Raw genomic sequence first — 17,269 nt, forward strand, 5'->3', positions numbered from 1 at the left:
CGGTACTCTGGCGAAGGCACGATTGACGTCGGGGGTGCCTGAGCGCTGCAGTTCGGGGAGGGGGAGACTATGGCCACAATGCGTGATGTCGCAGCGCGCGCCGGTGTGAGCGTCAAGACCGTGTCGCGCGTCTTCAATAACGACCCGCACGTGCTGCCGGAGAAGCGTGGGCTCGTCGAACAGGCCATGCGCGAGCTCAACTACGTTCCCAATGCGCTGGCGACCACGTTCCGCTCCGGGCGCACTGCGGCCCTCGGCGTTGCGGTGCCGGACGTTGTCGACCCGTTCTTCGCCGCGATCGCCCGCGCGATCGATGACGTGGCATCCACATACGGCATGTCGACTCTCGTGACCAGCCTCGGTGAAGATCCCGCCACCGAGCAGGGAATCGTCGAGCGGCTTCTCGGCCGACAGCTGACCGGCCTGATTCTCGCGCCGGTGAGCACCGACCACGGCTGGCTCCGGCGCTGGCAGGAGCACACGCCGATCGTGTTCGTCGACCGCGCGCCGCAAAACCTCGTGACGGATTCCTTCACCGACGACGATCGGGGCGGCGGCTTCGCCGCAACGTCGTATCTGATTGCGAAGGGCCACCGCCGCATTGCCTACCTCGGTCGTGACCCGCTGTTGGTTACGGAGTCCGATCGGCGTGAAGGCTACCGGCGGGCCCTCGCCGAACATGGCATCCCGTATGACCCGAAACTTGTGATGGAGCACATCACCGAGCGGCACGCGGCTGCCGCCGCCGTCGCGAAGCTCACCGCGTTGGCCAACCCGCCGACCGCGATCTTCTCGGCTAACGCCCGCACGTCGATGCCCCTCACCGCGGCACTGCGCGGCAGCCCGCTCGCGGTCATCGGCTTCGGCGACTTTCCGATGGCGGACCTGCTGACGCCGGCGCTGACGATCATGGACCAGAATCCGTCGCGCATGGGCCAGCTCGCCGCCCAGCGCATCTACGATCGGCTGGAGTCTCCGACCGCCAGCTTCCCGCTGCACACCGTGCTCGACGTGACGCTCGTCGAGCGCGAATCGGCCTGAGCCGACGACGGATGCCCAGCCTCAGCCAGCGGGCTCGGCAAGCGGCCACGTTGGCTCGGGATCGACCGTGGTGACGGCATCCGGAAGGTCGCGAAGGGACGTGACGAGCGTCGCCTGCTGACTGACCGCAAGCGTGCCGAAACGCGCCGCCATCGTGCAGCCCGCGACCAGGTCGAGATTTACCGCCGATCCGGCACCGAGGATGAAGCCGGCGAGTGAAGCATCGCCTGCTCCGGCCGTGCTCGCCAGCCGTTGTGCGTGGGCGACCGCGTGCACCACCGTGTCGTGCGAGACGACGAGTGCTCCATCTGCGCCGATGCTCACGTACAGCAGGTCGATACCCCGAGCGATCACCACGCGCGCGGCCTCGACCACATCGCCAAGCGTGCGCAGCGCCAGGCCGCCGAGCGCATCCGACAGCTCATGAACGTTGGGCTTGATCAGGTCGATGCCCGCTGGGTCTGCGATCAGGTGCCGCAACGGCTCCCCGCTCGTGTCCACCGCCACTCGCAGCCCGCGGGCGGATGCCGTGGTCGTGAGGCTGCGGATGTCGGTGAGCTGACCGTCGACGGCGGGCAGTGAACCGCCCACGACGAGCCAGCTTGCGCTCGTCGCGGCGATCTCGGCATCCGTCGCATTGACGACGTGCTGCCACTGCCGCGCTGTCATCGAGCGAACCGGCCCGTTGACCTTGGTGGTCACTCCGCCGGCGTCGACGATCTGCGTGTTGATGCGGGTCTGACCCGGCAGGAAGACCGGCCGCAGCACATCGGCATGTGGCGATGCCGCGGCCAGCGACGCATCTTCGGAGCCGAGCACGACGACCGCCGCAGCATCCATCCCGCCCGTTGCAAGCGCGACGGCAACGTTCACGCCCTTGCCGCTGATTTCGCGCACCGACGATTGTGACCGAATAAAGTCACCGCGACGCAGCGTGTCGACACGATAGGTGAGGTCGATTGCGCCGGCGGGAGTGACCGTGACGACGCTCATGCGCCCTCATCATTCGCGCCCTGATCATTCGCGCCCTGATCATTCGCGCCGACGTGGGTGTGTTCGAGGAAGTCTTCGGTGGCGTCGTGGAAGGTGGCATGCTCCCGGCAGGCCCAGAGCGCGAACGCGGCGGCGCCGAACGCGGTGCCCTCTTCGACCGTGTCGACGCGGATGTCGGGGAGGATCTCGGCGCGTGCCCGCACGACGCTACGCATCGACGCCCAGCCGCCGGTGAGCACGGTGGACGTCGGAGTCGGGATCTCGCGATGCATCACGGCGAGAAGTTCCCCGCAGAGATCGTTGCCGTGCCTAAGGACCGCGCCGAACAGCTCGGCCGGTGACAGGTTGTCGCTGCGCGCCGTGATGCGCAGCACGCCGTCGCGGTTCTCGCCGCCAAGCACCTGCAGAGCGTCTTCGACCAGGGCTCCGGTCGCGGGCAGCGCCATGACGGCTTCGTCAATTTGTGCGCGGCCTTCTGCGTCGGTGATGCCGACGAGTTGCAGCGTGCGTCGCATCAGCAGGCCGGCTTTGGTGCCGGCGAGCAGGGCGTGCAGGCCGGGTAGCGGATAACGGCCGGTGGTGATTCCCGCCGTGGCGAGGCGCTCGCGGGCTGCGAAGGTCAGCGGCTTGTCACTCAACTGCACGAGCGCTTCCGCGGTGCCGATCGAGTCGTAGAGCTGATGCCCACGGGTAGCGCCCGCGGCCGCCGCCGAGACCAGGTGATCGTGACCGGCGATGGTGAGCTGCGCACCGCGGAACGGCTGCGGCACTCGGTCGGTCGTGATGTTGCCGATCGTGCGGCCGGCGTCGACACGGGCGCCGAGGATCCTCGACTCGAGCCCGAGCACTTCGACGGCGGCGTGCCACAGCTCGCCGGTGTCTTGGTCGATCAAGCCGGTGCGCGAAACCAGTGAGCTCTCGGCAACCCGGGGCGCGCCGAGCGCATGGGCGATGAACTCCGGCAGGTTCAGGAAGGTGGCATCCGACAGGTCGATCCCGCGCGCTTGCAGGTGCAGGAGTTTTGAGAACGATGCCATCGGCCCGACCGGTAGCCCGGTGCGCCCGGGAAACTCGGCCCGGAATTCCGGCGGAGTGGCTGCCATTTCATGGCCGCCGCGGGGGTCGAACCACGCCATGATCGGTGCCTTAGCCGCACCAATCGGATCGAGCACGACCCCAGCCTCAGCCATGCCCGAGGTTGCCGCGGCGACTACCCGATAAGGCCCGCGGGCAGCGAGGGTTGCATCAAGCTCGCGGATGAGAGCGAAGACGAGATCGACGAGTACCGACGCGTCGAGCTCAGCTTGGCCGCCGTTGAGATTCGCCCACGGGGTGCGCCGGCTGGCGACGGCGACGCCCGTGCCGTCGAGCTCGGCGGCCAGCACCTTGACGCTTGTCGAGCCGACGTCGATGCCGACGACGTAGTCCGTCACCGAGTAACTCCGGCGGGCCAGTCGACTCCGGCGGGCCAGCTGGCGGCGGCGCTCGCGACGAGGATCGCGGCATCGCCCTCAACGTGCCAGCCACCGAAGCCGGCCGGAACCGCATACACCTCACCACGCTCAACCGAGACGGGTTCGCCAGCGCCGACCAGCTGCCCGGATCCCGCTGTGACCAGGACGACGCCGAATCCAGCCTCGACAACATCGGTGCCGGTCGATGGGGTCGCCGCGGCCTGGCGCAGTCGGAAGAAAGGATCCGCGACGGATGCCAGCACGGTCTGGAGAACGGAGCCCGCGGGATCCGCTTGCGTGGTGATCTTCGCAAGACGGTCCGCGCCGAACGCGTCGGTCGAGACCGCCTGCATCGCAGCGTCGAACCCGAGATCCAGATGCGACTCTTCTCGCCTGGAGGTGGTCACCGACCACTCCAGCAGGATCGAGAAGTCGGTGGGTTCCTGCACCTCCGCGACGAAGATTCCGCCGTCGATGGCGTGCACCGTGCCGGCGGGCACGACGACGCCGATTCCGGAACGCGCCTCGATGCGGTTCATGTTGTCAAGCATCCATTGGCCGTCCTGCGCGTCGCGCCGGCGGTCGAGTTCCGTTCGATCGACCGGATGCCGCCACCCGACGTAGAACGCGCACCCCGGCTCAGCGTCGAGCACGAACCAGGCCTCGGTCTTGCCGTAGGGGCAGCCCAGGTGGCTGGTCGCGAAGGGCCGGTCCGGGTGCACGTGCACGGGAAGTCGCTGCCGAGCATCCAGCAGCTTGACCAGCACTCCCACGTCGCCTGCACCGGCATCCGAAGTGCCGACCCACCCGTCAGGGTCGGCTGCCACGAGATCGCGCAGCAGCGCACCATCTTCCGTACGCGACAGGCCGATATCAGACTCGCCGAACCTGTGCGTCGTTGAGGCCAGCCATTCCTCAGGCTGGTGGTCACTGGTCACCGCGGCGCCGCGCAGCGCCGCGAGGCGATCGCCGCCGCGGTAGAAGTGCTGGATGGGGGCCGGCGGCATGCGAAGCGGACTCAGTGGGGACATGGGGCCATAATAGAGGTATGACACCGGTGTCACAAGGGATGAGCCACCGTACGCACCGGCGACTACCATGACTGACAGCATCCTGGTCCGCGAGCACCGGGGTGCGATTCGAAGGAGAAGCACCGTGACACCTCACCGCCTGAATCGACTCTTCAATCCGGTCTCAGGCCGCGCGCTCGACGTCGCTGTCGACCACGGATTCTTCGGCGAATCGAGCTTCCTCGGCGGCATCGAGCGCATGAGCGCCGTGATCGACACGCTTGTCGAAGCGAACCCCGATGCCATCCAGCTCACGATGGGGCAGGCCTCAAAGCTGCAGTCCCGACCCGGAAAACTCAAGCCCGCGCTCGTCATGCGCACGGACATCGCCAACGTCTACGGCGAGCCTCTCGACGAGCACATCTTCAGCCACCACGTGCCGCACGCCATCGAAGAGGCGGTGCGATTGGATGCCGTGGCCGTCTGCGCAAACCTCATGCAGTTGCCGGGGCGGTCCGAGATCCGCGAGGCGAACATCCTTTCAATCATGGAATTGCGCCGGGCGGCGACGCGATTCCAGATGCCGCTCATGATCGAGCCCCTGGTCATGCAGACCGGAGCGAAGGCCGGCGGAGGCTACATGGTCGACGGCGACATCGACCGAATCGTCGCTCTCGTGCGCCAGGCTGCCGAACTCGGTGCCGATCTCATCAAGGCCGATCCATCCGAGGATCTCTCCACATACCATCGAGTTATCGAGATCGCCGATGGCATCCCCGTTCTTGTGCGCGGCGGTGGCCGAGTCGACGACCGCACGCTGCTGGAGCGCACGGCGCGGGTGCTGGATGCCGGAGCCGCCGGCATCGTCTACGGGCGCAACGTGATCCAGCACGAGAATCCGGCGGGCATCACCGCCGCTCTCATGGGAGTGCTGCACGCCGGGCTCTCTGTCGACGCGGCGCTGAAGCTGGTTAGGGGTGATGGGCTGTGACCGCACGCGAGGTGGGCATCGCAATCATCGGCGGCGGACTCATGGGTCGCGAGATTGCGGCGGCGCTTCAACGGTGGCCGGCGCTCGTCGATCACCCGGTTCGGCCCCGGCTGCGCGCGGTGTGCGACATCAACCCGGTCGCTCTCACGTGGTTCGACCAGATTGAAACCGTCACACAGAAGACCACTGACTACCGAGAGCTGCTGGCAAACCCCGACGTCGACGTCGTTTACGTCGCTGTGCGTCACGACCTGCACGAGCAGATCTACGGCGACGTGATCCGCGCGGGCAAAGACCTGCTTGCCGAGAAGCCGTTCGGCATCGACCGAGATGCCGCGACCGCCATCCTCTCGATCATCGCCGAGCATCCGAAGAGCTTCGTGCGCTGCTCCAGTGAGATGCCGTTCTATCCGGCCGCGCAGCGGGCGATCGACTACGTTCGCTCCGGAGCCGCCGGCCGCATCATCGAGGTGCGCAGCGCTTTTCTGCACTCCAGCGATCTCGACCCGAACAAGCCCATCAACTGGAAGCGGCAGGCGAAGTACTGTGGCCAGGCGGGCGTGATGAACGACCTCGGCCTGCACGCGTGGCACGTGCCACTACGTCTCGGCTGGGAACCGGAGTCGGTGACCGCGATACTGCAAAATCTGGTGCCGACGCGCCCCGGACCTGACGGCGAACCCGTCGTGTGCGACACCTGGGAGAACGCGACCGTGCACGGCTGGGTGCCGGTCGGTGACGGGGGATTCCCGCTGACCGTTGAGACCAAGCGCATCGCGCCCGGCTGCAAGAACACCTGGCTGTTCGAGGTGATCGGCATGGATGGCGGCGTGCGGTTCTCCACCGCGAATCCGAAACGGTATGAGATGTTCAGCCTTGTCGAGGTGCCTGGCACCGGCCGTGAGCAGTCGTGGCAGACGATCGAGGCGGGCAGCCAATCGGTCTGGCCGACGGTCACTGGCGGCATCTTCGAATCCGGCTTCTCGGATGCCATCCTGCAGATGTGGGCATCCTTCCTCGCGGAACGCGCCGGCGAGTTGGGCGAGCGGTTCGGCACCGCTACGCCCGCCGAGGCCGCCCGCACCCACGATCTGTATGCTGCGGCGACCGAGGCGCACGAGACTGGGGTCAGGGTCGCGCTGCGACACTGACACGTTGCGTCGGCGGCGTGGTTGCGGTCGGCGGCGGCGTGGCACCGGGATCGCGAGAGTTCGCCGGTGGGCGGCAGCGCGCTGTGGTTGATGCTCGGGTCAATGGGACGCGACGGCGCTGCCTGTGAGTTCGTGGCGAGATTGCGTGTAAATGAAGCAGTAGTAGGTGCGCGCTCCGGATGCCCATTGGGCGCTGGTGTTCGGGTAGCGCAGGTCGATTTGGACGTCGAGTACCTGCGGTAGGCCGCCCGCCCTGCTGATCGAGTAGGCCGCCCGCGGCCGAATCGAGATCCTCGCGAGTGGTCTCGATACGCGTGCTCGTTCCTCGCGCGCTACTCGACCAGCGTCTGTTCCTCGCGACTCGACCTGCGGTTGGTCTTCGCAACCGCTGGGGGATGTGCCCGCGAATTCGAGGTGCCGGTTTTCGTTATGTTGAATCCGCCTTACATAAGGCAGATTCAACATAACGAAATCCGGCATCCACTTTGCCGCGGCTGCGCCGCCCTTGGTCGAGTAGCGCGGTGGAGCTCAGGCAATCGCGTCAGCGATTGCGCGACCCCAGCGCCGAGCGAGCCTGCGAGCGAGGGTTGGAGCGCAGCGAGCGAGCGCATCGAGGCCTGCGCACGTCGGCATGCGGATCTCCACGGCCAATCCGAAGCGGTATGGGTTGTTCAGTCTCGTCGAGGTGCCCGGACCGGCCGTGAGCAGTCGTGGCAATCGCCCGAGGCGCACGAGACGAGGGGCTGGGTCAGCTCCCAGCGCCCGATGGCTGGGTGAGACTGACGCAGCTGCCCTGGTTTGTGAACAGCGTGCCGAAGTTCTGCCAACCGCCGTCCTTGCAGTCATTCTTGGTCAGTTGGACGCTGTCGAGGCGGAAGTACGCGCCGGTTCCGGCAGCGGTGGGCGTCCACAAGACTCGGTTGACCATGTCCAAAGAATGCTCGCCCGGCGCGACGTAGAATGTGCCCTGGCTGTACCCCGGGTCGAGGATCGCAGCGTCGGCCCGAGCGCTGGCAGGGAAGTACAGCTTGAACACGCAGACGACGTCGGGGACGACCTTACTGGTGTCGCCGAGCAGGGCACCGTTATCGTAGACGCCGAACTGGTCGCCGTGGCAGAACGCGTCGGTCACGGTGATCTTGACGACAGAGGTGCTCGTGAAGTTCCACGGACCCTTGGTGCTGCCGATGCCGATGCCGTCGGTGATGAATTCCTGCCAGCCCGCGTCGACCGAGACGTCTGTGGCGGGATGCGGGGTGCCGACACCGACGCCGGGGTCGGTGGTGGCCTGCGCCGCGCCGACGCCGACGGTCATGAGCAGTCCAACGAATGCCGCACAAGTGACTAGCAGCGACATCGGCGACCGAGATTTGGTTCTGTTTCTACTGGTGATATTCATGATGCCTACTTCCTTGTAAGGACGGGAATGGGCGTGCACCGAGGAGCGGCCCAAAATTTGTAACAAACACTTCTATGTGTTTTAGAGACCTTACGTGTGGGCCATCCAGAAAGTCAAGGGGGCGGATGCAAGCGGCCAACGTCTGGTCGTTGAGTGGTGAGCGCTGGTGAGCACAGGGGACCCCTGCCATGAGGTCTCGCTACCGTCGATCCCTCATCTGCACCTGGCAAACGCCAGCCGCAACCCGACATGTGGAACGGCGCAATTGCGAACCGGCACGAGGCGCGGCAGTACTTGACTATGTCGCCGCAGCGCGATTCAGCCCTTCTGCCCCTTTGTCACGATAGAAGAGGCGGCGTCGGTGATCCCGTCGGCGGTGGGGGTGAGCTGCCCGGTGCTGTGAGCGGCCGTGCTATTCCCGCCGGGCTGCGTCACAGCATGAAGCTGAATTGGCAGTGCTGCAGAGAGGGTTGCGGCCAGCAGTGCGCCGGCGGCCAGTGCGCCGATTCGGCGCTGGATCGTGCGCTGCCGACGGCCCGGCCCGCCGATGTGCCCGGCGTCGGTCGCAGAAAAATAGGTGGTTGTCGCTGATGGGGTGAACATGGTGTGCCCTTCATGGGTCGGAGAAAGACTAAGCCGTCGGCAACAACGCCTCTAGCACTAATCCAACTCTTTTTTAGAGTCCTCTTAGACTCCGACAGTCAACGCTCGTTGTCAAGGCTCACGTTTCGTCTGCGGTGTGGCGGCCAGTGATCGGGCGCTTGCTGGCGACCTCACTTGCGCTTGCGCTGGGTTTCAAACCCGGCCTTGGGATTGCGGCGTTTTGCGTGTTCTGGATGGTGACGCAACAACGGTTGGGTCGAAAGGTCAGCTCGGCCTGGGCATCCGGTTGGTCGCCGGAATCCAAGACTCCCCGGATGAGGTGCAAGTTCAGACCGCACACAATGTCGCGGTGTTCTTGGGAGAGGGCGTGGAAAGGGCAATTGCACAGTTCGATCGTTCCGTCGTCGTCGGCTCTGGGTTGGTAGCCACAGCTGCCCAAAACCGTCAAGAGGTCCCTCCCGGCCGAGTCTGCGCCGATGCTCTGACCCGTCGCGTATGCTGCCCCATTCACTGCGTCACGCACGGCACCGCTGGGGTCACGGTCGACCGAGGAGACCAGCAATCGGGCCAGCAGTTCGTAGTCGCGTGGCGGCACGCTCAGGGAGAGGTCTTGTTCGGAGCGACTGTAAATCTTCGCGGGGCGGCCGGCGCCGGGCCCGCTGCGACCGGGCGGCCGAGCGTAGTCGGCGCGCAACAGGCCGGCCTCCACCAACTTGTCCAGGTGGTAGGCGACCAGCGTGCGGCTGATGCCGGTGTCTCCCGCGACCTGATCCCGGCCAGCCGGCTTGTCGCGATCGCGTATGTACTCATACAGCCGGCGACGCACCGGATCGTCCAGACTGCCCAAGCTCGCCACCACTCCCGGGTCGAGCGGAGACTCATTACCGGCCATGGCCAAATTCTATAACTAACAATCTTGACAAGAACTTCATTGGGTATACGCTCTAAAAATAATAATGATTAGTGATAGTAGTAAGACTTCGTGATTTGGTGTCGCTGCTATCGACAGAGACGGGAACAGACCATGCTTCACGCATTGACCGCAGGCCGCTTGAGCGCAGACGAACCACCCGACGGATCGCGACCCGATGGGTTACGACACCGGGCGACATGGAAGCGGTTGGCAGCGGTGCTGGCACTGGCGTCAGCGCTCGCGATGGGCGTGGCAATGATGGCCGCGCCGCAATCCGCTCACGCGACATCCGCCATCGACGGGCAATGGACAGTCGTGCATGGCGGGACCGGGCAAGTGTCCCTCAACGCTGACGGCACCTACACCTCCACCTGTCAGGTCAACCCCGACTATGCAGACGCCTGGTGCCCGGCGCCCTCTGGCACCTTCCAATACAGCACCATGAGTACCGCGTCGGTCACCTTCACCGGTGCCGATGGCAGCACGACCTCGTACCGGGTCTCCGGTCTGGTCTCCAGCCCCGACACAATCACCTCGGTGTTCGGCAGCCGCACATACTCGCCACTGGTGATGAAGAAGGGCAACAACTTCGTCTGCACCGATTGGAGTGGCACCGGCACATCGTTCACCCAATGGGGCATCAGCCCGGAGGTCCAGTATGACGCGGCTAGCAGCCTTCTCTATGCGACCGGCTCACACGACCTGATCGGCCCGAATACGATAGACACCCAGGTGAACCTTGCCGAGACCGCACCGGACTACTTCCAAACTGGTTCGTGCGCAGGAGGAACGTACACGCTGACTCTCGCATCCTTCATCCACGTCGACAGTTTCAGCGATGCCACGGTCGGTTCTTCAACGCCGGGAACGTGGACACCACAGGCTACCGTCGCGATCAAGGATCTGGCGGGCGTCCCGGTTTCGGGCGCAACGGTTGGGGCATACTCCGCTGCCGTGTCGATGACGAGTTGCATCACGTCGGCGGACGGAACATGCACCTTGAGCGGCGCTACCCTCGCGGATACCGTCACGAGTGTAGACCTCAGGATCATCTCCACCGGCGTTGTCAAGGCCGGAACGCAATTCATGCAGTACCCCGCGCCGTCTAGCCTGCTGTACCTCACGATCAACCAACCGACCGGCTCGACACCGCCACCCGCATCTGCGGTCGATCACATCGGGGACCTGGACAACGCCACCACAGCTGTCTCGTCCAAGAATCAATGGCGGCCGCAAGTGACTGCCACCGTGCTGGATGCGGCCGGAGTGGCCGTGTCAGGCGCAACCGTGAGCGGAACATTCACCAACTACAAGGGAACCGTGACCTGCGTCACGGCCGCCGACGGCACCTGCACACTGGGGAACATCTCTTTCCCAACCCGCACCACATCGACGGTGTTCACCGTCACCAACGTGGTGAAGGCGTCGTCAACATACGCGCCGACGGCGAACACCGATCCGGATGGCGACAGCAATGGAACGACCATTACGGTGAACCGCCCATGACGGGAAACAGCAGACACTGACTGCTGGTACTGACTGCTCGCCCGAAGAGCAGTGCTCAATGACGAGCACAAGAAGACGAGATCTCCCTGAGTTGTGAACTCAGGGAGATCTCGTCATATCCGCCGAACCGAAGACGACCAACCGTCCAGGCAAGAGCTCATCGCCAATGTAGGAGTGCGCTACGCCTTCTTAGGCCCGGCTCCGATCGACCACACGCGTGGTGGCGTCGTGCCGTTGACCGAGTGATCGCCGACAATGCGAGCCTTGAACACCCAGGGGTTGTGGTTGGCCGCCGTGCGCGCATTGCGCCAGTGCCGATCGAAGTTCTTATGCGTGCTCACCCCGGATGCCGCCAGCGCATTGAAGATGTTGGACGTTGCTCTCGTCGCGAGATCGGTCAGCACGACCTGTGCCTTTGCCGATTCGAGTTCCGCGACATCGTTGCGGCGCTCGTCCTCGAGCTCGTCGCCGAGGAATGCACCCTCGTATGCGCCCTGAAGGGCGCGGGCGGCGCGCTCGACAGTGGCTTCCGCCGCATAGGCCTGGGCGGAGACCTCGCCGACCACTTGCAGAATCTGCGGGTCGGCCGCGAACGAATCGGCGTTGCCGTGGGAGAAGATCCGGGTGCGATTGCGCACCTCGGTGGCGATCTCACGCTCGGCTGCTGTAATGCTGCCCGCCAGTACCGCCAGGAGCACGACCTGATAGAACGCCGTCTGATACTTGAATCGCGTGTCGAAATCGATCACATCCTCGGCCTTGACTACCGCATTCACGAACGTGCTGGTTCCCGAACCGGTCGTCTGCTGGCCGAAGCCGTCCCAGTCATCCGCGTGGCTGACGCCGCTCTGGTGGGCGTTGACCACGGCGATAACCTTGGCACCGTTGTCCGTGCGCTGCGCGAACGTGTCGATCCAGTCCGCGAAGATACTGCCCGTCGAGTAGTACTTCGTGCCGTTCACGTAGAACTCGCTGCCATCGCCACCGGGGATCGGGCTCACCTTGGTGATCACATCGCCGATGGCCACTGTGCCCACCTCTGTCCACGAGTTGCCGGCGATCTGCCCGTCGGCGAACCGCCTCAGCCAGACGTCGCGCTGGCCGTCGCGGGCGACCAGCCGGTCTTCGACGAACGCGAAGTGCCCGCGTAGCGCCTGGGGAATGTTCGAGTCGGCTGCCGCCAGTTCGGTCAGCAGCCGAAACAGTTGCGGCAGGCTGGCACCGAAGCCGCCGTACTCGACCGGCACCCGCAGCGCGCCGAACTTGGCGTTCGTGAGTTCAGTGATCTCGTCGTACGGAAGACTGTGGTCTCGTTCTCGAGCGGATGCGCCCTGCGCGATCCGCGCAAAAATCGGCCGGAAAACTTCTGCGATCGTCTCATATTCGACCTCGGTGGTCGGGATGAATGTGGGTGCAATTGACATGGTGCTGGCCTTTCGTGTGGGAGTTCGGTACGGCGGTAGAGGGTGGGGGAGCTGGATAGGGGAGCGCTGGCTGCGCGGAGTCAGGCGGGCAGCGAATCGGCCGAATCCTCGACCGGAACTGGAGCGGGAATTGAAGCAGGAACAGCAGTGGGAACCGCGGCTGAGGTGCGTGGCGCGCGATTCGCCGCCGGGGCAGCGAGGAAGATGGCGAGAACGAACAGCGCAGCAATGGCGACGAGCGCGATGATCGCGGCGGGCGCATCCGTCGGCCAGGTTCCGGTCAAGCCGAGGATTGCCGGGACGGTGGTCGTGACCTGGCTGGTGAGAATGAGAGCCCAACCGGTGTATGCGGTGAGGCCGGTCTTGCCCAGGGCCAGGAGGAGAAAGAACAGCGTCCACAGGCCGGCCCAGCTGAGCCACAGAACGCTCAGCAACGGGTTGGTGGCTATGCTGGCCGCAGCGTAGAAGAGGCCGAGTGCCGCGACGAGCCCGCAGAACCAGCCCAGGCCGACCGAGCCGAGGCCGCGCAGGGAATCCAGCCCGACGTAGGTGTAGGTCAGGCCGAACAGAAAGACGCCGCTCACACTCAGCAGTGCTGTCGAGTTTCCGTTCGCCGCCACGGCGAGCAAGGCGCACAACAGCAGTTGCGTGCCGCCGATGAGGAGGTTGAAGTATCCGCTGTCCCGCGCGGGGATGCGGCCGAGCAGCCCCAGCCCGTTGACGAGGAGCGCGGCGCCGGAAAGTATCAGGCAGATGTAGGACACAGCGGGTTTCCCTTTCGTCGGTGACGCCTGGGTTCAGGCGTTGCGTGTCGCCAACCGTACGGCCATCGCGCGGCGGCGCCAAAGGTTCCTGACGTCGTGTGACGCTGAGTTGCGCTCTGTGACGCTTGTGACGCTCTCGGGCGCACGGATTTGCGCTGGTGCGTGTCGTCAATGCGCAGTCTTGCGCCCGTTTATGAGATCACTGATCCCGTCGGCTCACGGGCCCCACGGGCCTCACCGGCCTCACCGGACGGACCGGATTCACCGGCCTCACCGGACTCACTGACTCCGCGGATTCCACACATCGGCGCCAGGCCGATTCCTCCGCCGGCCGTGTCAGTCAGCGCGCCTGCCAGCCGTTGCCTGACACACTCAGCGGATGCAGCGTCAGTCGAAGCCGCCGTTCGTCGACCATGGCCTGAAAGAACTCGGCTGGGTTCGGGTGCGGCACATCGCTGATCGAGTTGTAGAGGGTGAGCAGGTCTTGCCCGGGCTGGTCGCCAGGCTCGGTGCTGATGGCGCCAACTTCGGCCGTACACAACACGGACGCGAAGGCCCAGAAGTTGGGACCGAGCACGTGCATGGTTGCGCGCGGGTCCCGCAGCAGGTTGCGGGTTTTCGCCCGCGACGCCGTGACCGAGACGTGAAAGTCGGTGCCGTCGAAAGCGGTGCCAACGTTCGAGGACTGCGGCGCACCGTTCGCTCGGATGGTGATCAGAACGGCCTGGTGCCGGCGCGTCAGCCAGGTGCGCACCTCGTCGGTAAGTTCGGCCATCGTGTCTCCTCTTCCGTCTTCTACGTTGCACCCATCTTGCACGCCGGGCAAGCGCGCGAGCGCTGTCTGCTATGAATGATGGGGCGGCTCGATGCCGTCGAAACGCATTACACGTCTTGGGGAAACTTCAATGAGAATATCGGTCATCGGCTGCGGATATCTGGGCGTCGTTCACGCGGCCGCGATGACCGAACTCGGCCACGACGTTGTCGGCATCGACGTCGATGAGCAGAAGATCAAGCTGTTGTCGGCGGCGCATCCGCCGTTCTTCGAGCCGGGATTGCCCGAAGTCCTCACCTCGGCGATGGCAACCGGCCGCCTGCGCTTCTCCACCGACATTGCGGATGCGCACGGCTCGCAGGTGCACTTCGTCGCCGTGGGCACGCCCCAACTTCCCGGCAGCTACGCCGCCGACCTCACCTACGTGAACGCGGCGATCGACGCGCTGCTACCGCAGCTGAGTGCGGGGGACCTCGTCGTCGGCAAGAGCACGGTGCCGGTGGGCACCGCAGCGCGCCTGGCCGGGTTGGTTGAGGCATCCGGAAGCGGGGCATCACTCGCCTGGAATCCGGAGTTTCTGCGCGAGGGCTTCGCCGTCAAAGACACGCTGGCGCCCGACCGCTTGGTCTATGGGGTGGCGCGCCGCCCCGCCCCCGTTGGTCGAGTAGCGAGCGCTAGCGAGCGTATCGAGACCCGGCCCGAAGGTCTCGATACGGCCGCAGGCGGCCTACTCGACCAGCGGGAGGCGGGCGGCCTACTCGACCAGCGGGGGGCGGGCGGCCTACTCGACCAGCGGGGGGCGGGCGGCCTACTCGACCACCAGGAGGCGGGCGGCGAGCTCGACCAGGGGGCAGTCGACATCCTCAACGAGGTGTACGCGAAGGCCGTCGCCGCTGGCACGCCCGTCGTCGTCACCGACTACGCGACGGCCGAGCTGGTGAAAGTGTCGGCGAACGCGTTCCTGGCCACCAAGATCAGCTTCATCAATGCGATGGCCGAGATCGCGGAGGTGACCGGTGCCGACGTCACCCAGCTAGCGGATGCGATCGGTTTCGACGCCCGCATCGGCCGTCGCTTTTTGAACGCCGGCGTCGGCTTCGGTGGCGGTTGCTTGCCGAAGGACATCCGCGCGTTCTCAGCCAGGGCTGACGAGTTGGGCCGTGGTGAGTCGGTCGCGTTCTTGAAGGAGGTCGACGCGATCAACCTGCGCCGGCGGCAGCGAGTGGTCGACCTGGTGCTCGAATCTCTCGATGACGAACCGCACCTGAAAAAAGTAGCCGTGCTCGGGCTCGCGTTCAAACCGAACTCCGACGACGTGCGCGACTCGCCGGCGCTGGATGTGGCCGTGCAGCTGCACGGCCGCGGCGCCACCGTCGTCGCGACGGATCCGGAAGCGATTCCGAACGCGCGCCGCTTGAACCCGCAACTGACATTCGTCGAAGACGCCACCGACGCGTTGACGGATGCCGACGTTGTCGTGCTGGTCACCGAGTGGGCCCAGTTCCGCCAGCTCGACCCTGTGGCGCTGCGCTCGATCGTGCGCCAGCCCGTGATCATCGACGCCCGCAACTGCCTTGATGCGGCCGCGTGGCGAGCCGCCGGCTGGACCTATCGAGGGCTCGGCCGGCCGTAGCAACTTATGTTGTCGCCAGTTTGCTGTTGCCCGTTCGCGCACTCAAACCATGGCCTCGCCGCTGCGTCCCAGGTGCGCTCTGGTTGAATGGTCCAGTGACCACCCACGATCCCGCCGTTCCGCCCCTCGTGGCGTTCGACCTCGACGACACCCTGGCGCCGTCCAAGTCGCCTTTGCCGCCGCCGATGGTGGCGAGCCTGGTCGCGCTGTTGGGGGCGACATCCGTCTGTGTGATTTCGGGGGGACAGTTCGGGCAGTTCCGTGCGCAGGTGATCGAGCGACTGACGGATGCGACGCCCGCCCAGCTCGCCCGGCTGCACCTGATGCCGACCTGTGGAACGCAGTATTACCGTTACGTCGATGGGGAGTGGGCGCAGCAGTACGCGCAGAACCTCACGGACGACGAGAAGTCGCGCGCCCTCGCTGCCGTCGAGGGTTCGGCGCGGTCGCTGGGGTATTGGGAGTCGGAAACGTGGGGGCCGATTCTCGAGGACCGTGGCTCGCAGATCACGTTTTCGGCTCTGGGTCAGAGTGCACCCGTGTCGGCGAAGACCGCGTGGGATCCGTCCGGGTCGAAGAAGAACGCTCTGCGCGCGGAAGTTGCAGCCTTGCTTCCCGACCTGGAGGTACGGTCCGGCGGGTCGACCTCCGTGGATATCACCCGCAAGGGCATAGACAAGGCCTACGGCATGCGTGCGCTGTCTGACCTGACGGGTATTGCGCTGACGGACATGCTCTTCGTCGGCGACCGCCTCGACCCCGATGGCAACGACTATCCGGTGAAGGCGCTGGGCGTGCCGTGCGAGGCGGTGACGGGTTGGCCGGACACTGTCGCGTTGGTCGAACGCCTGCTGGCTGCCGTGCCGGCTACGCCTGCGTGAGCTGCGTCATCCGCCCAGAGCTGCGTCATCCGGCAGAGCTGGGTCATCCGCCCGAGCTGGGTCATCCGCCCAGCATTCGATATCTGCTTTTTCCTTGTTTCAAATCCGCCTTACATAAGGCGCATTCTAAATAGCGAGAACGCAGCTGCTTTTTCCCGGAGCGCAGTGGATTTCCGAGAGGCAGTGGACGACCCGCAGGTGCGGCGACGCTGATTGCCGAGATCGGCTGCGCGTCACTTCGACCCGACAGGCAGGCGCGGGGCGGCGTTGTCCACAGCTGGGCGGCGTGCGGGCCTGACTGGATTGCGACGCTGCTAGCTTCTGCTGTATCGGCCTGGGAGAATGGGGGTGTGTTGCAGATGACGGAACCGCAGGTGTGGACGCTGATCGGTGTCTTCGGTGCGGCGTTGTTCGGCATGCTCACGTTGATGTCGACGATGTTCGTTCGGGTGATTCGAACCGAGGTCGGCGGGCTGCGCAGCGAGATGCTTGGTGAGCTCGGCGGGCTGCGCAGCGAAATGCGTAATGAGATCGGCGGGCTGCGCAGCGAAATGCGTAATGAAATCGGCGGATTGAGCGGCGAGGTGCGTGGTGAGATCGGCGGGCTGCGAGGCGACATCGTTGGTCTGCGTGCCGAGATGAACGCACGGTTCGAAACGGTCGACCGTCGGTTCGATTACCTGGAACGTGATGTGCAGGCACTGACAAAGCGCGCCTTCGGCGAGTAGTGC

At 65.4% G+C, this 17,269-nt stretch carries 16 protein-coding genes; 7 read left to right on the top strand and 9 right to left on the bottom strand.

Annotation, left to right across the window (positions count from 1 at the left end):
* Positions 1 to 69 precede the first annotated feature (69 nt).
* Complete coding sequence (locus tag QU604_RS06280) at positions 70 to 1,041, top strand: LacI family DNA-binding transcriptional regulator (RefSeq protein WP_308467952.1); 972 nt, start codon at positions 70 to 72, stop codon at positions 1,039 to 1,041.
* Between the two features lie 21 nt (positions 1,042 to 1,062).
* On the opposite strand, the gene QU604_RS06285 is transcribed toward QU604_RS06280, so the two are convergent.
* From QU604_RS06285 to QU604_RS06295, 3 genes are read right to left on the bottom strand one after another with little or no spacing between them, the layout of a single operon-like run.
* The gene (locus QU604_RS06285; protein ID WP_308467953.1) at positions 1,063 to 2,034 is read right to left on the bottom strand and encodes a 1-phosphofructokinase family hexose kinase; all 972 of its coding nucleotides are present in this window, start codon (positions 2,032 to 2,034) and stop codon (positions 1,063 to 1,065) included.
* Positions 2,031 to 3,467: an FGGY family carbohydrate kinase gene (locus tag QU604_RS06290; RefSeq protein WP_308467954.1), complete on the bottom strand. Its 1,437-nt coding sequence runs from the start codon at positions 3,465 to 3,467 to the stop codon at positions 2,031 to 2,033. The genes QU604_RS06285 and QU604_RS06290 overlap by 4 nt, the downstream gene beginning before the upstream one ends.
* On the bottom strand, positions 3,464 to 4,519 hold the full coding sequence (locus tag QU604_RS06295) for a class I mannose-6-phosphate isomerase (protein WP_308467955.1): 1,056 nt from the start codon (positions 4,517 to 4,519) through the stop codon (positions 3,464 to 3,466). Before QU604_RS06295 ends, QU604_RS06290 begins: the two co-directional genes overlap by 4 nt.
* A 124-nt stretch (positions 4,520 to 4,643) precedes the next feature.
* On the opposite strand from QU604_RS06295, the gene QU604_RS06300 reads away from it, so the two are divergent.
* Positions 4,644 to 5,489: a class I fructose-bisphosphate aldolase gene (locus QU604_RS06300; protein WP_308467956.1), complete on the top strand. Its 846-nt coding sequence runs from the start codon at positions 4,644 to 4,646 to the stop codon at positions 5,487 to 5,489.
* Positions 5,486 to 6,640, top strand: coding sequence for a Gfo/Idh/MocA family protein (locus tag QU604_RS06305; RefSeq protein WP_308467957.1), 1,155 nt, complete (start codon positions 5,486 to 5,488; stop codon positions 6,638 to 6,640). Before QU604_RS06300 ends, QU604_RS06305 begins: the two co-directional genes overlap by 4 nt.
* A 748-nt stretch (positions 6,641 to 7,388) precedes the next feature.
* Here the strand turns inward: QU604_RS06305 and QU604_RS06310 are convergent.
* The 3 genes from QU604_RS06310 to QU604_RS06320 all read right to left on the bottom strand — a co-directional run bounded on the left by QU604_RS06310 (position 7,389) and on the right by QU604_RS06320 (position 9,534).
* Positions 7,389 to 7,955, bottom strand: coding sequence for a hypothetical protein (locus QU604_RS06310; protein WP_308467958.1), 567 nt, complete (start codon positions 7,953 to 7,955; stop codon positions 7,389 to 7,391).
* Positions 7,956 to 8,357: 402 nt separating this feature from the next.
* Positions 8,358 to 8,642, bottom strand: a complete 285-nt coding sequence (locus QU604_RS06315) for a hypothetical protein (RefSeq protein WP_308467959.1) — start codon at positions 8,640 to 8,642, stop codon at positions 8,358 to 8,360.
* Positions 8,643 to 8,760: 118 nt separating this feature from the next.
* The gene (locus QU604_RS06320) at positions 8,761 to 9,534 is read right to left on the bottom strand and encodes a helix-turn-helix transcriptional regulator (RefSeq protein ID WP_308467960.1); all 774 of its coding nucleotides are present in this window, start codon (positions 9,532 to 9,534) and stop codon (positions 8,761 to 8,763) included.
* Between the two features lie 228 nt (positions 9,535 to 9,762).
* Between QU604_RS06320 and QU604_RS06325 the strand changes: the two genes are divergently transcribed.
* On the top strand, positions 9,763 to 11,061 hold the full coding sequence (locus QU604_RS06325) for a hypothetical protein (RefSeq protein ID WP_308467961.1): 1,299 nt from the start codon (positions 9,763 to 9,765) through the stop codon (positions 11,059 to 11,061).
* A 179-nt stretch (positions 11,062 to 11,240) separates the two neighbouring features.
* Here the strand turns inward: QU604_RS06325 and QU604_RS06330 are convergent, their stop codons facing one another.
* The 3 genes from QU604_RS06330 to QU604_RS06340 form a co-directional block, all read right to left on the bottom strand.
* Positions 11,241 to 12,485: an acyl-CoA dehydrogenase family protein gene (locus tag QU604_RS06330; RefSeq protein WP_308467962.1), complete on the bottom strand. Its 1,245-nt coding sequence runs from the start codon at positions 12,483 to 12,485 to the stop codon at positions 11,241 to 11,243.
* A gap of 80 nt (positions 12,486 to 12,565) precedes the next feature.
* Complete coding sequence (locus QU604_RS06335; RefSeq protein ID WP_308467963.1) at positions 12,566 to 13,249, bottom strand: AmiS/UreI family transporter; 684 nt, start codon at positions 13,247 to 13,249, stop codon at positions 12,566 to 12,568.
* A 340-nt stretch (positions 13,250 to 13,589) separates the two neighbouring features.
* Complete coding sequence (locus tag QU604_RS06340) at positions 13,590 to 14,024, bottom strand: PPOX class F420-dependent oxidoreductase (RefSeq protein WP_308467964.1); 435 nt, start codon at positions 14,022 to 14,024, stop codon at positions 13,590 to 13,592.
* 130 nt (positions 14,025 to 14,154) lie between these two features.
* On the opposite strand from QU604_RS06340, the gene QU604_RS06345 reads away from it, so the two are divergent.
* The 3 genes from QU604_RS06345 (at position 14,155) to QU604_RS06355 (ending at position 17,266) form a co-directional block, all read left to right on the top strand.
* Positions 14,155 to 15,657 (top strand): UDP-glucose dehydrogenase family protein, encoded by a 1,503-nt coding sequence (locus QU604_RS06345; protein ID WP_308467965.1) that lies wholly within the window; start codon positions 14,155 to 14,157, stop codon positions 15,655 to 15,657.
* 95 nt (positions 15,658 to 15,752) lie between these two features.
* A complete protein-coding gene (locus tag QU604_RS06350; protein ID WP_308467966.1) occupies positions 15,753 to 16,538 on the top strand; it encodes an HAD-IIB family hydrolase in 786 nt (261 codons plus the stop codon).
* 359 nt (positions 16,539 to 16,897) lie between these two features.
* Positions 16,898 to 17,266 carry a hypothetical protein gene (locus tag QU604_RS06355; RefSeq protein ID WP_308467967.1) on the top strand — a complete coding sequence of 123 codons (369 nt, stop codon included), beginning with the start codon at positions 16,898 to 16,900 and terminating at the stop codon, positions 17,264 to 17,266.
* Positions 17,267 to 17,269 lie beyond the last annotated feature (3 nt).

Origin of the sequence: Rathayibacter sp. SW19, assembly GCF_030866825.1 — a bacterium.
GTDB classification, from domain to species: Bacteria; Actinomycetota; Actinomycetes; order Actinomycetales; family Microbacteriaceae; genus Rathayibacter_A; species Rathayibacter_A soli.

Excerpts from the sequence above, each read along its gene's own strand:
- QU604_RS06310 (WP_308467958.1), bottom strand. The coding sequence starts at position 7,955 with ATGACCGTCGGCGTCGGCGCGGCGCAGGCCACCACCGACCCCGGCGTC.
- QU604_RS06285 (WP_308467953.1), bottom strand. The coding sequence starts at position 2,034 with ATGAGCGTCGTCACGGTCACTCCCGCCGGCGCAATCGACCTCACCTAT.
- QU604_RS06345 (WP_308467965.1), top strand. The coding sequence starts at position 14,155 with ATGAGAATATCGGTCATCGGCTGCGGATATCTGGGCGTCGTTCACGCG.
- QU604_RS06315 (WP_308467959.1), bottom strand. The coding sequence starts at position 8,642 with ATGTTCACCCCATCAGCGACAACCACCTATTTTTCTGCGACCGACGCC.
- QU604_RS06280 (WP_308467952.1), top strand. The coding sequence starts at position 70 with ATGGCCACAATGCGTGATGTCGCAGCGCGCGCCGGTGTGAGCGTCAAG.
- QU604_RS06355 (WP_308467967.1), top strand. The coding sequence starts at position 16,898 with ATGACGGAACCGCAGGTGTGGACGCTGATCGGTGTCTTCGGTGCGGCG.
- QU604_RS06330 (WP_308467962.1), bottom strand. The coding sequence starts at position 12,485 with ATGTCAATTGCACCCACATTCATCCCGACCACCGAGGTCGAATATGAG.
- QU604_RS06320 (WP_308467960.1), bottom strand. The coding sequence starts at position 9,534 with ATGGCCGGTAATGAGTCTCCGCTCGACCCGGGAGTGGTGGCGAGCTTG.
- QU604_RS06340 (WP_308467964.1), bottom strand. The coding sequence starts at position 14,024 with ATGGCCGAACTTACCGACGAGGTGCGCACCTGGCTGACGCGCCGGCAC.
- QU604_RS06295 (WP_308467955.1), bottom strand. The coding sequence starts at position 4,519 with ATGTCCCCACTGAGTCCGCTTCGCATGCCGCCGGCCCCCATCCAGCAC.